General features: G+C 39.2%; 9 protein-coding genes and 1 riboswitch. Of the genes, 3 read left to right on the forward strand and 6 right to left on the reverse strand.

The window, feature by feature from the left end:
• The first annotated feature begins 262 nt into the window (after positions 1–262).
• From L2716_RS07100 to L2716_RS07110, 3 genes are all read left to right on the forward strand, one after another.
• Positions 263–10,558 carry a carboxypeptidase regulatory-like domain-containing protein gene (locus tag L2716_RS07100; protein ID WP_236333135.1) on the forward strand — a complete coding sequence of 3,432 codons (10,296 nt, stop codon included), beginning with the start codon at positions 263–265 and terminating at the stop codon, positions 10,556–10,558.
• Between the two features lie 120 nt (positions 10,559–10,678).
• Entirely contained in the window at positions 10,679–13,360 is a 2,682-nt protein-coding gene (locus tag L2716_RS07105; RefSeq protein ID WP_236333136.1) for a UvrD-helicase domain-containing protein, read from the forward strand.
• Between the two features lie 98 nt (positions 13,361–13,458).
• Positions 13,459–14,226: a nucleotidyltransferase domain-containing protein gene (locus L2716_RS07110; protein WP_236333139.1), complete on the forward strand. Its 768-nt coding sequence runs from the start codon at positions 13,459–13,461 to the stop codon at positions 14,224–14,226.
• A gap of 209 nt (positions 14,227–14,435) precedes the next feature.
• On the opposite strand, the gene L2716_RS07115 is transcribed toward L2716_RS07110, so the two are convergent.
• The 6 genes from L2716_RS07115 to L2716_RS07140 all read right to left on the reverse strand — a co-directional run bounded on the left by L2716_RS07115 (position 14,436) and on the right by L2716_RS07140 (position 17,675).
• Positions 14,436–14,804, reverse strand: coding sequence for a hypothetical protein (locus L2716_RS07115; RefSeq protein ID WP_236333140.1), 369 nt, complete (start codon positions 14,802–14,804; stop codon positions 14,436–14,438).
• Between the two features lie 286 nt (positions 14,805–15,090).
• A complete protein-coding gene (locus L2716_RS07120) occupies positions 15,091–15,333 on the reverse strand; it encodes a hypothetical protein (RefSeq protein WP_236333142.1) in 243 nt (80 codons plus the stop codon).
• A 19-nt stretch (positions 15,334–15,352) separates the two neighbouring features.
• Positions 15,353–16,423 (reverse strand): homocysteine S-methyltransferase family protein, encoded by a 1,071-nt coding sequence (locus tag L2716_RS07125; RefSeq protein WP_236333145.1) that lies wholly within the window; start codon positions 16,421–16,423, stop codon positions 15,353–15,355.
• A gap of 222 nt (positions 16,424–16,645) precedes the next feature.
• Positions 16,646–16,753: riboswitch (SAM riboswitch) on the reverse strand.
• A 59-nt stretch (positions 16,754–16,812) separates the two neighbouring features.
• Positions 16,813–17,091, reverse strand: coding sequence for a hypothetical protein (locus L2716_RS07130; protein ID WP_236333147.1), 279 nt, complete (start codon positions 17,089–17,091; stop codon positions 16,813–16,815).
• Positions 17,092–17,202: 111 nt separating this feature from the next.
• Positions 17,203–17,472 carry an SRPBCC family protein gene (locus L2716_RS07135; RefSeq protein WP_236333149.1) on the reverse strand — a complete coding sequence of 90 codons (270 nt, stop codon included), beginning with the start codon at positions 17,470–17,472 and terminating at the stop codon, positions 17,203–17,205.
• A complete protein-coding gene (locus tag L2716_RS07140; RefSeq protein ID WP_236333151.1) occupies positions 17,463–17,675 on the reverse strand; it encodes a hypothetical protein in 213 nt (70 codons plus the stop codon). The genes L2716_RS07135 and L2716_RS07140 overlap by 10 nt, the downstream gene beginning before the upstream one ends.
• Positions 17,676–17,792: the final 117 nt, after the last annotated feature.

Genomic DNA, 17,792 nt, shown 5'->3' on the forward strand with positions numbered 1-17,792 from the left:
CATATGCTTCATTGGGATGATCCAGATATAGTTGTTGAAGAAATACGTAAGACTTGGAAATTATATAGATGAATGTAATTTGAGAGAGAGGCAAATAAATCCTCTCTTTTTTGTTTGCAATGAATAGCAACAAGAGGTACAACTGATTCCATTTGAAGTAGAAATCCCGACATATTCCTTAAGTAAACTGTTCAATAGGTATTATATTACGTTTCCTAGCATATTGTAATTGGGATTTATTTCTTTTTGTGGAGGTGTTGGGATGCCATTTCCCAAGAATAATCAATTTACCCCAATTAGAGTGGGCGGGATACCTTATGCAGATGTAATTAAGGATATGAACCCAGCCAGTACAGATATCGTAGGGAATGGTAGTTTTCCCTCTTTTTATTTTGCGTATGACACGATCAACGTCTATTTTCGAATGCGTGTCAGGTCTGATCCTCGAAACAAGTCAAAAACATCCTTTGCCAACTTTGCTTGGGGTGTGTTGTTAAATACAACAGGTGTTGCAGGGACCTACGACTGGCTCCTAGCTGTGAATGGACGAAAGAATCGAGTCAATCTCGTTCAAAACGTAGATAAGAAGTTCAATTCCTGGAACGATAAAGCGGAAGGGACGAACGGGAAGGGAGAACCGAACTATTCTCGACAAATCATCAACTTTGACGTCGCACGTGTTGTTCAAGCTGATACAACATTCGGCAATACACAAAACTATTTTATTGATTTTCTCATTCCAGCATCTACGTTCTTTTCCTTTTTAGAAGTATCGCCTGAAGATGCGGTACAGATGATTGCTTTTACGGCTACGAACAATAACAATTACAATAAGGATTCACTAAGAAGATCAGAAGGATTCCAGTTCAAGGATGCACTATCCAATCCTGTGACGATCGACTCGGGTAATGTCAAAGCGCAATTAGAAATATCTAAGGAAATGACTTCTGGTCCGACTGAACCTATTGCAGGACAAGATTATGAGTGGTCTGGAAAGATTACATTAACGAATATCGGAAAAAGTCAGGCGACAATCGTAAACGTCGTTGATGTCGTTGCGTTAGATGTTGTATCAGGATTTACTGTTACTTCTATCTCACAAGGATCAACAGCTTTCAATCAAGGAATGAAAACACTCACTTGGACAGTTGGGGATTTGGAGGCGGGCGAAAGTGCTACGCTGAATTTTGTAGAAAATGGATCGTTCTATACGTCAGGTAATCAAGTTTTGAACGTTGCAACTGCAATCGGCTATGACTTATTCACCGGAGGAGAGTTAGTTCCAGTCAGAAAACCTATTGCAGTTGATGTCCAAGCGACAGGTGGTGTTGCTGGAAATGTACTCAATCAGGTGAACGGACTTCCTGAAGGTGAAGTCACCGTACGTTTGTTATCCGGTGCAACAGAGGTGGCTGTTACAGAAACAAACAGTGCAGGGGATTATAACTTTTCCACGGTTAATCCTGGTTCATATAACTTAGAATTTTCCAAACCGGACTTTACCACTTCTAATCGAGTCGTTGTAGTTACAGAAGATAACGTTACGATTGTTAATCAATATTTAGACCCTTTATTAGGGAACTTGGAGGGTACAGTTACTTCGAGCGGGGGCTCGGCAATCGAAAGTGCTGAAGTGTTCATGATGAATAATGTAGGCGATATTGTTTCAAAGGCAACGACTTCACCTACAGGACAATATACGTTAAACAACATACAACCAGGGCACTACGTGTTAACTGCTACAGCGGACAATTTCCAGTCCAATTCAATAGGGAAGGAGATTGTTTCTAATTCTACTACAACAGAGAACTTCGTACTTATTTCTAATCCAGGAACGGTGCAAGGTGAAATCGCAGGTAATGGAACTCCATTATCTAGTGCAACAGTTGATATAATCGGTTCGACAGGACTCATTGTTGCTTCTACTACGACAGATGGGGCAGGACAATATGTCATTAACCAATTGGCGCCAGGCTCCTATCGATTACGTTCTAGTAAATCATCTTTTCAAACATTCAACATAGGCTTTGCTGTATTGGCAGGGCAAACGGTAGAGGTGAACCTGGATTTGTTACCTAATCCTGGTTCTTTAAGTGGTACTGTAAAAGATGATGATACAGGTGATCTCTTACAAGGTTCGAGTATAAAAGTAACCAACAGTTTTGGTTTAACTTGTGCACATGCAACGACTGATTTGAATGGAGAATATTTTGTGGAAGCGTTAGCACCAGGAAATTACGCAGTTTCGTGTGCATCGCAAGGACATGGTACAGAAAATATAGGCGCATATATAAAGTCCGATCAAAACACCAACCTGAGTATCTCTTTAAAAAGATTAACAGGCGTTCTTGCAGGAACCGTATTATCTGATGGTACTCCTATAAGTGGAGCGAAAATCGATGTCGTATCTAATAATGTAGTCATTTCCAAGACAGTGTCGGATGAAAATGGTTCCTACATCATTAACGGATTGACTCCAGGTAGATATACAATCATTTTTACCGCAGAAGGCTATTCCACGACGACACTAGGAGCAATTATAGAAAACAACCAAACATTTTCACTTAATGCAGAGCTCAAGACGTTGTTTGGTTCTATCACAGGTACTGTAACGGATATTGAGGGGAACGTACTTCCTGGAGCGGTCCTCCTGATTAATAATTCTGATTCAGATGTACTCGTATCTAGACGTGTTACCAATTCTAATGGTAACTATTCAGTAGGTGAATTGAATCCTGGGAGCTATATTGTAACGGCGTCATTTAACAATTATCAATCTTTATTAGGTGGAACAATCATTACATCAGGAGATCAATCTGAATTAGATTTCTCTCTTTCTCCAGATCCTTCATCCGTTGAAGGGACGATCTACAACGAAGAAACGGATGAACCAATAATGGGTGTTTCAATTCTAATGCAACTAATTGATTCGAATGGCGTGGTACTAGCAACAACGTTTTCAAACATTGATGGTGAGTTTATTTTTGAGAATGTTCTACCGAACACATACACAGTTAATGCAAGTACTGACGGCTTTAGGAGTTCTTATGCGAGTGTGAAAACAGAGCCAGGCCAAGTCAGCACAACCCGGATAGAACTTGTTCCAATCCCTGGTTTCATTACAGGTACGTTGACGGATGAAGATACAGAGTTACCTATTGGCGGTGCAACAATCACAATTAGTAACGCACTCGGCTTTCAAGTTGATTCAATGTTAACAAGTGCAGACGGGCAATTTCTATCCATGGGCTTACCTGCAGGGATATATACACTTGCGGTTGTAGCAAAAGGATATGAAACAAACCTTGTTGGAGAGATCGTACCTTGGGGGTTCACGAAAAGTATCGATATTCAACTAAAAGCAAATCCTGGATCGATTAAAGGAACGATTACACCTGCTGCTGATAACTTAGTTGTACAATTATTCTCATTAGATAATCAACTGATCAACTCAACTGCAGCCGACCCATCAGGCGTTTACGAATTTCAAAATTTAGCACAAGGTAACTATATTTTGAAGGCGGCTGCCCTTAACTATTCAATTGCTTGTACAGGGGCTTATGTAGAAGCAGGAAATGAAACAATTGTCCCGATGACCATTAAACCAAATCCAGGAACAATAAGCGGAAACATCGTTAATGACATAGGTGAGACATTGCCGAATACAACAATCTCTCTTTTGGACGTAAACGAAACGCCAATCGCTTATGGAAACACTGATATCAATGGTAACTATTTTATAGGGAATGTTCCACCGGGTAGTTACGCGCTCATTGCAAAATTAATGATGCATACAACTACAACTGGAACCGTAACAGTTAACCCTGGGCAAGAGGTAACGGATGTTGATTTTGTCATGGACCGTAAAAGAGGCATAATCTCAGGTGGGGTTTCCGATTCGATAACAGGCAAAGTCGTGACAGGTGCATCTATTCTTCTACGAAACAGCTTAGGCATTCTCATTAAAAACGCGACAACCGATCAATTCGGAAAGTTTTTATTCTTTAATATCGGTCCCGATTCCTATACTGTCACATCCTCAGCACCGAATTATTCGACTGAAATAAATGGGGTAATCGTACAGAGTGGTGAAACTTCTGGTCTCAATGTACGATTACGTAGCTTGGTTGGGAACATATCCGGTCAAGTCGTAGATGAGAATGGAAATCCCATTGGTGGAGATAACGTTCAGGTGAAATTGATGGGTGCCAACAGGGAACTGCTTCAGGCGTTATTAGCATCACCTGATGGATCGTTTATCATTCCAAGCTTATCTGAGGGGACGTATCAAGTGAGTGCGACACTTGAAGGTTATACGTCAAATCTCGTATCCGTCATCATCACACCTGGAGAAGTAAGTAATGTGAAGGTCCAATTATCTCCGATCCTCACAACTTTACAAGGAACAGTATTTAATTCGGAGACAGGTGAGCCTATTTCTGGAACAGCTGTTACCTTATCATTAACGAAGAATACGGGTGTTTTCGTTACGAATCAGTATCCTAGTAACGAAGGTGTATTCATATTTGATTCGATCTCTCCTGGGATTTACTTGTTAAATGTGAATGCTGAAGGGTATGGAAATCAAGTGCTTACCTTAACTGTTCCAGAGGAAGGAACCACCATAGATGTTCCTTTGTTGAGAAATCCTGGTGCGATTACGGGTTATGTGACCAATCAACTCTCTAGTGAACCTTTAACCAATGCGGTTGTCACAATTGTTAATCAAGGAAAAACCTTAGAAAACAACGTTGTTAGTGATAGCTTCGGTCAATTTACCTTCCCTAACTTATCACCGGGTCGTTATCGCGCACTCGTAACAGCCGGAGGATTCTCAAGTCAAAGTGCGACATTTGATGTTCTATCTGATCAGACAACTTCACTTAGCTTTATTCTAACACCAGAACCTGGAGATTTAATCGGAACTGTAACAAGCACGGTAACAGGTGAGCCTATCGCTAGTGTAAATATTCAAGTACGATATTTGACACCTACTGGGCCTGTTTATGCGAGCACGCTTACTGACGAACAAGGTGTGTTTCGTACGCAAGGTTTGTATGCCGGAACATATACCGTTATTGCTTTTTCAGAAGAAAGGTTCGGTTCATCGAGTGCTTCAGTAGTCGTTCCTGCAAACGGAACAAGGACAATTGACTTTGCCCTTGAGCCATTCCCTTCAACTGCAGAAGGGACGATTCGCGATGAAATCACAGGTGAACCAGTGGAAAATGTATTTGTACGATTATTAGATATACATGGCAGCTCAATTCAAGTTGTGAATTCAGATAGAGATGGTTTTTACCGTTTTTCCGGATTTACGTCCAGTCAATATTTAATATCAGCGATTTCCCCTGATTATCAGCGCGTTCAAGTTTCTGTGAACCCTCAACCTGGAGAAACAGTCGTTGCAGATCTATTCTTTACACCTGAACCTGGAAGGATTTCTGGATTGATTTTAGATATAGAAACCGGTTCACCACTAGTTGGTGCTCAAGTTGAAGTTTATTCACCAGGTTCGACAGTCCCAGTAGCTAGAAGAACAGCAGGCGCAAGCGGGAACTTTTTGATTGAAGGGGTAGCGCCCGGAACGTTTACGATTAATGCGTATACGCTCAACTATAGCCAAGAAATCAAAGGAATCGTTGTTGAGCCGAACGATACGACCGACCTTGAATTTCGCCTCGCACCTGATCCAGTTTCCGTTTCAGGTACTGCAGTGGATGAGAATGGTCACCCATTAGCAAATGTCAGCGTACGTATCATTGATCGACACGAAGTCGAGATCGGAAATGGGATTTCAGATATCGATGGCAATTTCGCGATAGGTAATTTACCAAATGGTTCATATACGATTATCGCTGGTATAGATGACTATGCTGAGTTCACAACAGGTATTTCTGTTCCCCCTGGTGGAGAATTTGTAGGCCTAGAAGTTGTGATGATTCAGCTTGGAGGCACGTTCTCAGGGAAAGTAGTGAGTACAGAAACAAGTGAAGGGATTGCAGGGGTTTTGGTCTCAGTATCAACACCAGAAGGAATTCCGATTATTTCGACGAACTCCGATCCAAACGGTGATTTTGTCTCTCCATTGTTATCTCCTGGGATGTATACTGTGATCGCGAGTTCACCGTATTTTATACAGGATCAAACAGGTGTCATCATCGTATCCAATGAAACTTCAAATGTTTCATTTGCTCTTCAAGGTATTGGCGGTACGATAAAAGGCGCTGCAGTCACCGTGAACGGTGAACCAATCACAAACAATTCTGTAACCATTCGATTGCTAAACGATAACGGGGCGTTGCTTCAGACTTTACAGGCAAAATCAGATGGAACCTTCGAAATTTTAAACCTTCCACAGGGAACCTATCAAGTAAATGTGAACGCAGAAGGTTTTCAAACTGCTACTGTAGGATCTATCGTTGTAAATGGAGAAGTAACAAACCTCATTACTCCTCTTACTCTAGCTGGAGGATCAATTGAAGGGACAATTGTTGATTCTGAAACGGGATTATCTATACCAGGCAGTTTTGTAGAGGTATCCGATGTGAACGGCGTGCTTGTCACAACAATCACAAGTGATCAAAACGGAGAATTCATTTTACCAGATGTTAAAGTTGGACCGCTCAATATAAAAGGTATTGCACCTAGTTACGGGGCATCAACGATTGGTGTCATTGTTGAGCCGGGAGAAATATCTTCTATTCAACTTTCTTTGACACTAATAACGGGGTCGTTAAGTGGGGTCGTTATAGATCCGGACGGCACTCCGATCGGCAACAGTACAGTACTATTAAACGATGCTACCAATACTTCTGTATCAACAGTCATTACAGGTACTGATGGATCATATGAAATACTTCAACTTGTACCAGGTGATTATACCTTAAATGCCGACGCTAATCGTTTCGGTAGTAATATTGTGTCTGGTACGATACTCCCCGATCAAGAGAGCGTTGTTGATATTGTGTTAATACCAGATGGGGGAATCGTTCAAGGTACGATCAAGAATAAGGTCAATGATGAACCCTTAATTGGTGCCTCACTTGAACTTAGATCTGTCAGTCCATTTGGTCCAGTCATTAATACTGTGCTAACAGATAGTGATGGGAACTATAATTTTGGAACGATATCGGTTGGAACCTATACGATTGTCGTCACCATGAATAATTTTGGTAGTGAAACCGGATCTATACTTGTAGAGAATGCAGTCACACACACGCATGACTTTAACCTTTCGCCAAATCCATCAAGTGTTCAAGGTACGATTTCTACAGATGGTGTACCCATCATGAAAACGGTTGTTAAGCTCGTAAATGTTACAGGAACAAATGTCGCTGAAGTTCAAACCGATGAACAAGGTCGTTTCTTAATCCAAAACTTCAATGCAGGTACCTATTCTTTATTGGTTAGTAATCCGGACTACCAAGCCGCTACAAAAGGATTTACTGTAAAAGAAGGGGAGACTGCTACGACTGATTTTGATTTAACTGCACTCCCTGGTGTTATAAAAGGAACAATTGTTGATGAGCAAACAGGACTACCAATAGGTGGAGCGGTGATCCAGATTGTCTTTGGTGACAGTGTGCAACCTATTGACCGTGCAATCACAGACCCTTCAGGTAATTATGTAATCGATGGGTTAGCACCAGGTGGGTATACAGTATCAATGACCACTCCAAATTATAATACGTTTATGTCAGGTGCAACGGTAACGCCGAACGATACAATCCAGATTGACGGCTTGTTAGGACCAAATCCCGGAGTGGCTACAGGTACTGTTTCAGGTCCTGAAGGTCCAATAACCGGGGCAACAATTAAAGTAATTGATGTGAATGGAACTGTCATTGGATCAGCTGTATCAGACGGAAGTGGTTCCTTCTCGATTGGAAACCTACCGGTTGGAACGTTTGCGGTGACAGTGGTAGCACAGGATCACCACAGTGACACCCAGGGGATTACGATTTCACCTGGAGAAGTGGAAAGTATGGAATTCAGCTTAAACACTCAACCCGGATCCATTATTGGGAAAATTCGAGATCAAAACGGCAATCCTCTTCCAGGAACGGTTATAAATGTATTGTTGAATGGATTGATCATCTCTTCAGTCGTTACCGATGAGGATGGAGACTACACATTTGAAAACCTACAACCGAATTCATATCAAGTCTCATCCAATAAACCAGGCTATGCAGTTTCCTCTATCGGTGCGGTAGTAAACAGTAATGAGGTTGCAACGGCAAACGCAACATTGACTTCAGTATCTGGAAGCATTAATGGTACTGTTACAGATCAGGATGGAAACCCAATTCGTAATCAATCCATCTTCGTTAACCTATTTGACCAAAATAATAGCTTCATAACGTCTGTTCTTGCACAACCTGATGGCACGTATACGATCACAAATGTATTAGAAGGAAATTATATCCTTACAACAACCACAGAAGGGTATAGTCCAAACACATTTTCGATTCCAGTTGAATCTGGTGAGGTGTCTGAACTGGATCTATTATTAACACCACAAGGTGGGACACTTTCTGTGCAGGTTATAGAGAATCCCACGAGTATTCCGTTGCCAGGTGTTATTACAGATGTTTATAATGACACAGGAATTCCAATTACTTCTGGTATTACAGATCAAGATGGTTCTTTAAAAGTGGAAAATCTAGAAGAAGGTCTCGTAGTGATTTCCGCAGCCGCTCCAAACTACACGAACGCTACACAATCAGCAATCATTGAGAACGGCGCAATAGCAGAAGCACTACTTGCAATATCACCAGAAACAAGCAATCTTGTTGGCGTCATAACAGACCCTAATGGTAATCCAATCGCTGGCGCAACAATACAAATTATGGATTCGAAGAGATCCGTGGTTACAACTGTATTGACTCAAAGCGATGGTGGGTACGCAGTATTTGATTTAGCCTTAGGCATTTATACGATGCTCATCAATAGTCCTGGTTATGAACAGCAATCACTCAGTGCAGATATTAAGTCAGGGGAGTCTACAGTTACGAATCTAAACTTAGCGTTTTCACCAGGGAACGTAGAAGGGGTCGTCACGGATGCTGAAACAGGTTCGTTCTTAGCAAGGACAAATGTAGAATTACGATTGATTAGTACGTCTGGGCCAGTGGTGGCGTCGACAATCACAGATGCACAAGGGAATTATCGTTTTACAGATGTAACAAGTGGCAACTATACAATTGTCGCAACGCATCGTGTGTACGGTAATGATTCAACTACGATTGCAGTAGAACCAAACATGACGACATTTGCTGATCTTCAATTAATAAGAAAGACTGCAAGTGTAGCTTGTACAGTACGGAATAGCGAAAGTGATGAGCCACTTCCGAACACACTTTTAAGAATTGCTTCTCAAAACGGTACGGTAGTTGCTGAAATGCAAACCGATTTAAAAGGTGAAATTCTATATGAGGGACTTCAACCCGGAAAATACAGTATGGCTGCAATTAATCGTGATTATAGAAGTGAGATCACCAGCTTCACCGCTGACCCTGGTGAGCCTACCCGATTAATTTACAATTTAGTTGCTTTACCAAGCCAGTTTACAGGTATTGTTACGGATGCAAGTACTGGTATACCAATTGTAGGCGCAATAGTAGAGGCGTATGATCTTTTGGATCGACCCGTTGCTGTAGCTTTAACCAATATCGAAGGCGCGTATACAATACCAGCGTTAAGTGATGGAACATACACGTTGAGGGCTACTGCACAAGGGTATGGAGCTGCGGCTAGATTATCAACATTAATTGTAAACGATACAAATATTGAGAATTTTGCATTGTTACCGAATCCTGCAACTGTTTCAGGTACAGTTATCAGTTCAGGCAACGGTCCGCTAAAAGATGCAGCCGTTTCTGTATTTAATGTAGATGGGACTGTAGTTGGAAACACGAGCACAAATACTGACGGAACCTATTTCATCGGCAATTTAAATGCTGGTCAATATTCGGTATCCGCTGATGCTGACGGTTATTTAGAAGAAAATATCAAATTATCACTTACAAATGGTGAAGAAAAGACTGGCGTTGATTTTAATTTGAAGCCAGGAGCCAATGGAGACATCGTGGGTCAAGTATCAGACAGCACAACTGGCCTTCCCCTTTCAGACGTGTTCATTCAACTCTTGACAAGGAATGATGAGCTAATCGACGAAGTTACAACAAATGCAGAAGGTGTATTTTCATTCCTAGGTACACCTGCTGGTTCATATGAATTACGTGCTACAATATCCGGATATGATCCTTATTCCACTCTAGTTGAATTACGTGATGAAGAGGAGCTACTCTTATTGATATCACTGGTGGCTTTAAAACGCGAGCCATCCTACCCGGGTGCACAACAATTCTACATCGTCAGTGGAGGAAAGGTCATCAGTTTAAATAATGGCACATTACCAACCATATTCACTTTAGTTGAAAAGAACGATGACGAAACTTGTGCAACATTCTCTTACGTAGAAGCAGTAGGAGGGGTCAATACGAAAAGATTCATCTTATTTGATCTCACTCAGATTACACTAATTAGAGTTTAGGGAAATGAATGACTAAAGAAGGATCTAATACCAGCTCGAGAAATAGGGCTGGTATTTTTTCTGTTATAAATTTAAAAAATGAACGTTACCTAAGGGTGTCTTTACTAAAAACATGATAGAATGATGAAAAATGCAAAATGGGGAATGATGATGGACTTCTCATCGATGTCTCCTTTCGAATTAGGAGAAACAAATGACAAAAACGCTATTCCTTATCTATTAGAATATTTAAAAGAAGGTAAGGATCAAGATAAAAGATTGGCAGCATCTGCAATCAGAAAACTTTCACGGTCGTATAATCAAGCAAGTGCTACGGCTTATAAATCTTTAATACATAATTTAAGAAGTGAAAAAGCTCAAGTACGTCAATATTCATTAAAAGCAATAAGTAGTCTATCCTTTAAAAACATTCAGGTATCACCAACTCATTATTCATTAGTTAAAGATATTGCGGATAACGATGATCAAGAATATAACCGTTCAATGGCTCAAAAAATGATTGAACAGTGGGCTGAAGTACTTCGTGATCCTAAACGAGAGATAGAAGATACCGATGTCTCAGAAGCTCACTTTCCCACAGGCGCAACTCGAAAGGTCATTGAAAAAGCTGAGTTAGCAAGTACTGAAACGACTATTGAATTGGTGAGGGAAGAGGAAGAAGATGCTTATTATTTTCGTGCGCTCGAAAATACTGGTATTAAGCTAAATAAACCACAACTGGAAGCCACAAGACATTTTGAACGCGCTGCACTCGTTTTAGCTGGAGCAGGGAGTGGTAAGACAAGGGTATTAACCTCACGCGCCGGCTATTTGCTTTCTTTATACGGTGTGAATCCAAAGCAAATCTTATTGTTAACATTCACAAAGAAAGCAGCTAATGAAATGAAAGAAAGACTAGCTAAACTGCCAGGTATAACGAATAAGATTACCAGAGACTTAACGATGGGCACCTATCATTCTATTTTTCTCAGAATGTTAAGAAACCAAGGGGAACAGAGAAGAATCTTAAGTAATGACAAACAAAAGCATATATATATCAAAGTAATTATGAGAGATATGGGTTTAAAGGATGATTATGAACCTGAATCTCTATTAGCGATATTGTCTGATTACAAAAACAATATGATGACAGTGGGGGACTTGCCAGAAAAAACGCCTATTGAAAAAGAAGTGAAAGAAATCTTAAAGAGATATGAAACAAGAAAAAGAGAAGGCCAATGGATGGACTTTGATGATATCTTGCTTGATTCTTATTTTCTTCTAAAGGATCATGATTCTCTATTAGATAGGGTTCAAAATCAATTTTCTTATGTCCTTTGTGATGAATGGCAAGATACGAATCCAATTCAATATGAACTAATTAAAATGATTGCAAAGCCTCAAAACAATTTATTTGTTGTAGGTGACGACGATCAAACAATCTATGAGTTCAATGGGGCAGATTCATCGATTATCCTTAATTTTGGTGATGATTTTCCAGGAACAACAGTTTATCATCTAGACATTAATTATCGTTCAACTTCTGCTATTGTTGGATTGGCCAATAAACTAATATCGGTTAACCAAAAGCGGTATAAAAAGACCTTACAAGTTGCCGAAGAGAATGGACTTCCACCGTTTTTTATTAGGCCTGATGATGTAAATAGTGAAGCGATCAATATCGTTGAAAGGATAATGAAAGAGGCGGAGCAGGGCGTTCGTTCATATAGGGACTATGCAGTATTATTTCGGTCACACAGTAATAGTCGCGCGATTTTCGATCAATTGGTATTAAAAGACGTTCCCTTTGTGACGTTCGGAGATTCAAACACGTTCTACGAGCAATCAATTGTAAAGCCCGTTTTAGATTATTTAAGATTGATCGTAAATCCGAAAGACATAGAAGCGGTTAGAGGAGTATTGCCAACGCTTTATTTAAATCGAGAGAAAGCAACGGACTTTATTATGACAAGGGAATTTGCTGATCCCTCCGATCATCTCCTCTCGCACGTAATGGATTTACCTAATCTAAAAGGGTACCAGAAAAAACAAATTAACGAACGAATTCGAGCTATACAAAGTCTTAAAGGAAAAGATCCTTTACAAGCGGTAAAAAAGATAAGAACATTCTATGATAAATATTTAGAAGCGGATGAACGAAAGCATCTCACCATGCAGAAAGAAATGATATTAGATACTTTATCGGAAATTGAGTCAGCAGCTAAACCATTTAAGAGTATTGTTGATTTCCTCCAATTTGTAAATGAAATCATTATGAAAAATAAAGAAATGGAACAACTGCGTAAGGATCCGAATGCAGATGTCCTGAAATTAATGACGATTCATAAATCAAAAGGTTTAGAGTTTCCTGTCGTATACTTAATCGGTGCTTCAGAAAACATACTTCCTCATCGATCGTCGTTAGATGCCGACACTCGAAAGGATATGGTGGTAAAGAAAGATACACAAATTTTGAAAACAGCTATAGAGAGCGAGCGTAGGCTTGCTTATGTAGCCATCACAAGAGCCGAAGAGGAAATATGTATTAGCTCACCGAAAATGTACCGGGAGCAAACTACACGCGTTTCCCGATTCATTATGGACGTATTTAAGGATCCAACAAAGCAACCAACTCATTCTCAGAACAAAAGGATAACCAATAAGAAAGCTAAAACCAAAGAATCGTTATTGGTATGGGATTGTACACAGGACACTTGTAATGCCTGGAAGAGATTAAATCCAGAAGAAAAACAAATAGATACAAAAGAATGCCCATTGTGCAAAGGAACAATGGAACGGAGAGTTCGAGAAGTAAGTTATTAAACAGTAACGAATGATTTAGAAAATCCACTTAATTTCCTAGTTGGTACAAATGGTTCCAGGTTATTAAATAAAACATTGTTGAAAAGAGTGGTAAAAATATGGTTTTGGAGAAGGTTATAAAGGAGATCAATATTCAGAGTGAGTACAAGAGTTTTGTAGAGGAGTATACAGCTTGCTTGCTTTCAGAGTTCAGTGGGAAGGTTCACAGTATTTATATGTGTGGCTCAATTCCTAAAGGTACTGCTAAGCCATTTAAGTCTGATGCAGATTTTACAATAGTATGCGAAAGACCAGAAGATATAGATTATGATAGAGTATCATGTCTGAAGGACCAGATTTTACAAAAATATCGATTAGTAACTAAGGTTGATACGGTTATTTGTTCACTTGATGATGTAAGAAGTAAGCCCAATGAATGGGGATTTTGGATCAAGATAATCTGTGTTTGTATACATGGTACTGATATTGGCGAAGAAGTACCGCCTATTCTTATTTCACCTGAGTTCATATTAGACTTGAATTCAGACACTCAAGAGGCAGTGGATCGCGTGCGCGGTTTTCTATCTAATGCCAATGATGAGACACTGAAATCTAGATATATCAAAGGTTACTCAAAAAGATTAATTCGTGCATTATACACTTTGGTTTTAGAAGATACAGGGGTTTGGCAAGATGACATTACTAAGATGAAGAGTGCCATATCAGATTATTGCAATATTGATTCAGCTTTAGTTGACTATCTGTATGCGTGTTACTTGGATAGTAATGTAGATGTTGAAGAGTTTCTTGGGATTGCAGAAGAAGTATATAGTTATATTGAAAAGGCTTTAACTGCATTGATGGAAGAAAGCTCTGTTATTAAATAATGGTTATTAAATAATGTTGGCAAAGTATTGTCATTAATGTAGGTAATTTAATGTCGACGGACAATAGGGGCTGCAATTTGTTTGTAGCCCCTACCTTTATTACTAAAAGTTAGTAGACATAATATCTATTATAGGAATCAATGTGTATGAAACAAATATTCGTCTCACTACCAAAGTATACTCCCGATAGTGAGACAGAATTGAATTTTTTAGAGTTTTAAATAATTCATGTTCGCAATTACATTTTGATTAGATTGATCATTATCTATAAGATCCTCTTCATCATCGATTTCAGCATTACCGACAATACCTTTGTTCGTTTTCATTTTAGACTGAATCACACCTGATTGTTTATCATTACTATTAATGACACCAAAATTATGAATGTCCTTAATTTTATTATAAAGTTCTTTTGGTTCAACATTACTTGCCAGATCTAAAACTCCATTATTTATAATCGTGATACTTTCATTAGCAAATTCAACTTCTGTTGACGTTAATTTATATTCTCCATCAATGACAATGAGTTTGCCCTCATAACATATAAATGGAATATTTGCCTCTTTACTTTTGTTCACTAACGTGTGAATGAGTTCATTCTTGCAAATTATTTTCTTAGCAAAATGGATCTTTCCAAGTCCTCTGCCTCCTTTTCATTTGCAGCTAATGATTTTCCAAATTTCGTTAGTTCCATCTTGTGTTTTTTGTAAAGTTCTTCAATCAACTGTAAAACCTCACTCCATAAATAGAAGTACACTGTTCAAATGCCATTCGTATGTATAACGTTTTAAATGTATAAAGTGTTGGAATTTTTTTAATTTAATTAAAATTTTATCAAATGTGCGATGAAGAATTCACTTAATTCTATTTGATTGTGGTTGTATTAGTAATAAAAGAATTGCCTACTGGAACCCCAATAGACCTTAAAAGTTCAGGTACAGCCACGCGCAAGAACGTTCGTTCGTCTCTCAGTTGATTGGATACAAAAAACCGCTTCTCTAAGAGAAGTAACGCTCTGAGTATCACCTCCATCCATTTATACAAAATGAAGACCAAGTAGATTGAACATGCTACTTGGTCTTCATTGATATAGCCACCGGATTTCACGTTTAGTGATACTCCCCTCCTATGCCTTCGTTCTATATTCAAGGTTATGCTGCTTTAACGTTTCATCCTGACCGAATAAGAAATGTTTTTCCATGTTAGGTGAATATTTAGAATTTGGTGCTACTTTACCAACTGCTTCTGATACTTCTCGAATCATTGCTGGTGAAGCGCCACAACACAATCCAATGAATTGCACACCTGTTTCAAAATGAGCTTTCCTCGCCCATTCAGCAAGTTCATATCGATTATGGTATAACGGATCTAATGAGGTTGGAAATGTGGTTTCAGTTGGTATAGAACATGTACATCCTTGATCAGGTAGGTTAAAGAATGTCGGATTTTCCTCTGTTGTTCGGTACGGCAATGGTAGTGCAGCGATATGACCACTTACACTCGAACGAATCTTTTCAACATAAGGATGCATGGTATGTATGCCTCTAAAGCAATTCATACCGACTACGAGCGCTCCTTGCTCTTTTAAAATTCTACATGAGTCCTCAACAGTATACCCATCACGTAGAACGCCTTCAGCCATGAGACCATGCGTAATCACAGCCTCTAGACCACCTTTAATGATTTCTTCAAGAGCAATCAATGCTTCTTCATGGTAGTAGAACGTTTCGCCAATGATGAAGTCCACACCTTCATCTACACACCACTCTACCATTTCTGCAAACATTGCCCGTACTTCAATTTTCGATTGCGCGTCTTCAGGGTCAAATATGTTCGTATTTGAAATATTACCCGCTACGAGCGCATCTTCTTCAGGGTGCTCGATTGCTACTTTTTTTGCCGATCGGATGGCTTGTCTGCTTAGCTTTTCAACAAGATTTTCCTTACCAATGATCCTCATTTTTTCTCTATGGGCATTGTACGTAAATGCGACGATGACATCCGATCCAGCATTCATGAAGTCTCTGTACGCTTGCTCTAACGCTTGTGTGTTTTCTAAAGCGACTTCCGGTACAAACGAACCTGCTTGTAAGTAGCCTCGCCGCTCTAGTTCAAATAAGTAGCCTTCACCGCATACTACCGGACCTTCTGCTAATCGATTAGATAAACTACGTTTTTGTTGGTTGTGTACACTCATTACTCCTATTCCTCCATTCGTTTGTTAAGGATTGTTCGCACTTTTCAATTATTGAATTACTTATTGAGGAAGTAAAAAAGAGACGATTTCAACTCTCTGTATTACATTGAGTTGAAAATCGCCTCTAGTGTGTCTAGTCAGCAATATTCATCCTATACACTTAGACACAAAATAAAAAAGCCTTCCCCAATTTGGAAGACGTTTAGGCAAAATCATATCATCACCTTATCTACCAAAATGGATACCCATTTTGCTGGAGTTAGCACCTTACATAACATGCAGGTTGCTGGACATCGCAGGGCCAGTTCCCTCCGTCGCTCTGGATAAGTTTTAATTGTTTTACATTTTATACAGTGTAGTTTTCATTGTCAACAATTTTTTGAATTTTATTATAACCAGCGTCTCATTCGTTTAATATACCGCTTAGAGCGAAAGAGAAGCTCGGTTTTTATATATTTGGGTGCATCTATCGAGTTAATCATTTTCACGGATGGATAAACACCATCCTGGTTGTATTTCACCTCAAAGCTCCCTTTGCAAATCGTGTTTCCTGTTTGTTTATCGATTACTTCAGCATCTACTGTCGCAACTTTATTTATGAATTGCTGATCATCGGACTCTTTTTCCAATGTTTCTAGATCCGTAACTTCAAATAAAAATTGAGGCACCGCTAATCACCCTAATCGTAAATTTATTTAATCATAACACGTTCCTTGATAGGATAAAGAAAAAGATACTGCAATTATTGCAGTATCTCCTTTGATGACCTAAACGTAGCGTTAACGAATGATATTGTCCTCAGAATTATCAGTATATGGTTCACCTTCTTGATCCACTGCGTAATCCTTTAAGCTATTTAAGTAATGAATCCACCCGTTATTACAAGCATCAAAACATTCAAGAGCTTGTGTTAAACCTTTGTGTGTAAAGTGTAATTTACATTCACCCTCAATTAAAGGTTCTATATGAAACTGTATGGTAGTGCCGACCCAATCCTCAAGATTGTCAAACCCACTTGACTCGGGATGCTTGGATGCAATTACATCCAATTCAACAACCTCGTTTTGTTTAAGTTTCTCGTTACAACATAGAAACCAGCCTTTGGAAAATTAAATTCTGAAATTCCTCCGACTTCATCACTGATGTTTGCAAAATTAGTCCACCAATTCCTTACGCCATTTTGTGTATGAATGGAATTATATAATTTCCCTGCAGATACCGGAATACTCATTTCTACCGTAAAATCTTTCATAAATTAATCTCCTCCATATTATGAATGTGACCAATAGGTAACATGTGACTATAAGGTAACGTATAGTGTTGACTATTACAACATTCCAATTTAAATATGCTGAGAGTGGTAGTAATA

The sequence above is a fragment of the Pseudalkalibacillus berkeleyi genome (genome assembly GCF_021608225.1).
Classification (GTDB): Bacteria; Bacillota; Bacilli; order Bacillales; family Fictibacillaceae; genus Pseudalkalibacillus; species Pseudalkalibacillus berkeleyi.

What these genes read in the sequence shown, in the direction of transcription:
- L2716_RS07100 (WP_236333135.1), top strand. Translation starts at nt 263, where the DNA reads ATGCCATTTCCCAAGAATAATCAATTTACCCCAATTAGAGTGGGCGGG.
- L2716_RS07105 (WP_236333136.1), top strand. Translation starts at nt 10,679, where the DNA reads ATGATGAAAAATGCAAAATGGGGAATGATGATGGACTTCTCATCGATG.
- L2716_RS07110 (WP_236333139.1), top strand. Translation starts at nt 13,459, where the DNA reads ATGGTTTTGGAGAAGGTTATAAAGGAGATCAATATTCAGAGTGAGTAC.
- L2716_RS07125 (WP_236333145.1), bottom strand. Translation starts at nt 16,423, where the DNA reads ATGAGTGTACACAACCAACAAAAACGTAGTTTATCTAATCGATTAGCA.
- L2716_RS07140 (WP_236333151.1), bottom strand. Translation starts at nt 17,675, where the DNA reads ATGAAAGATTTTACGGTAGAAATGAGTATTCCGGTATCTGCAGGGAAA.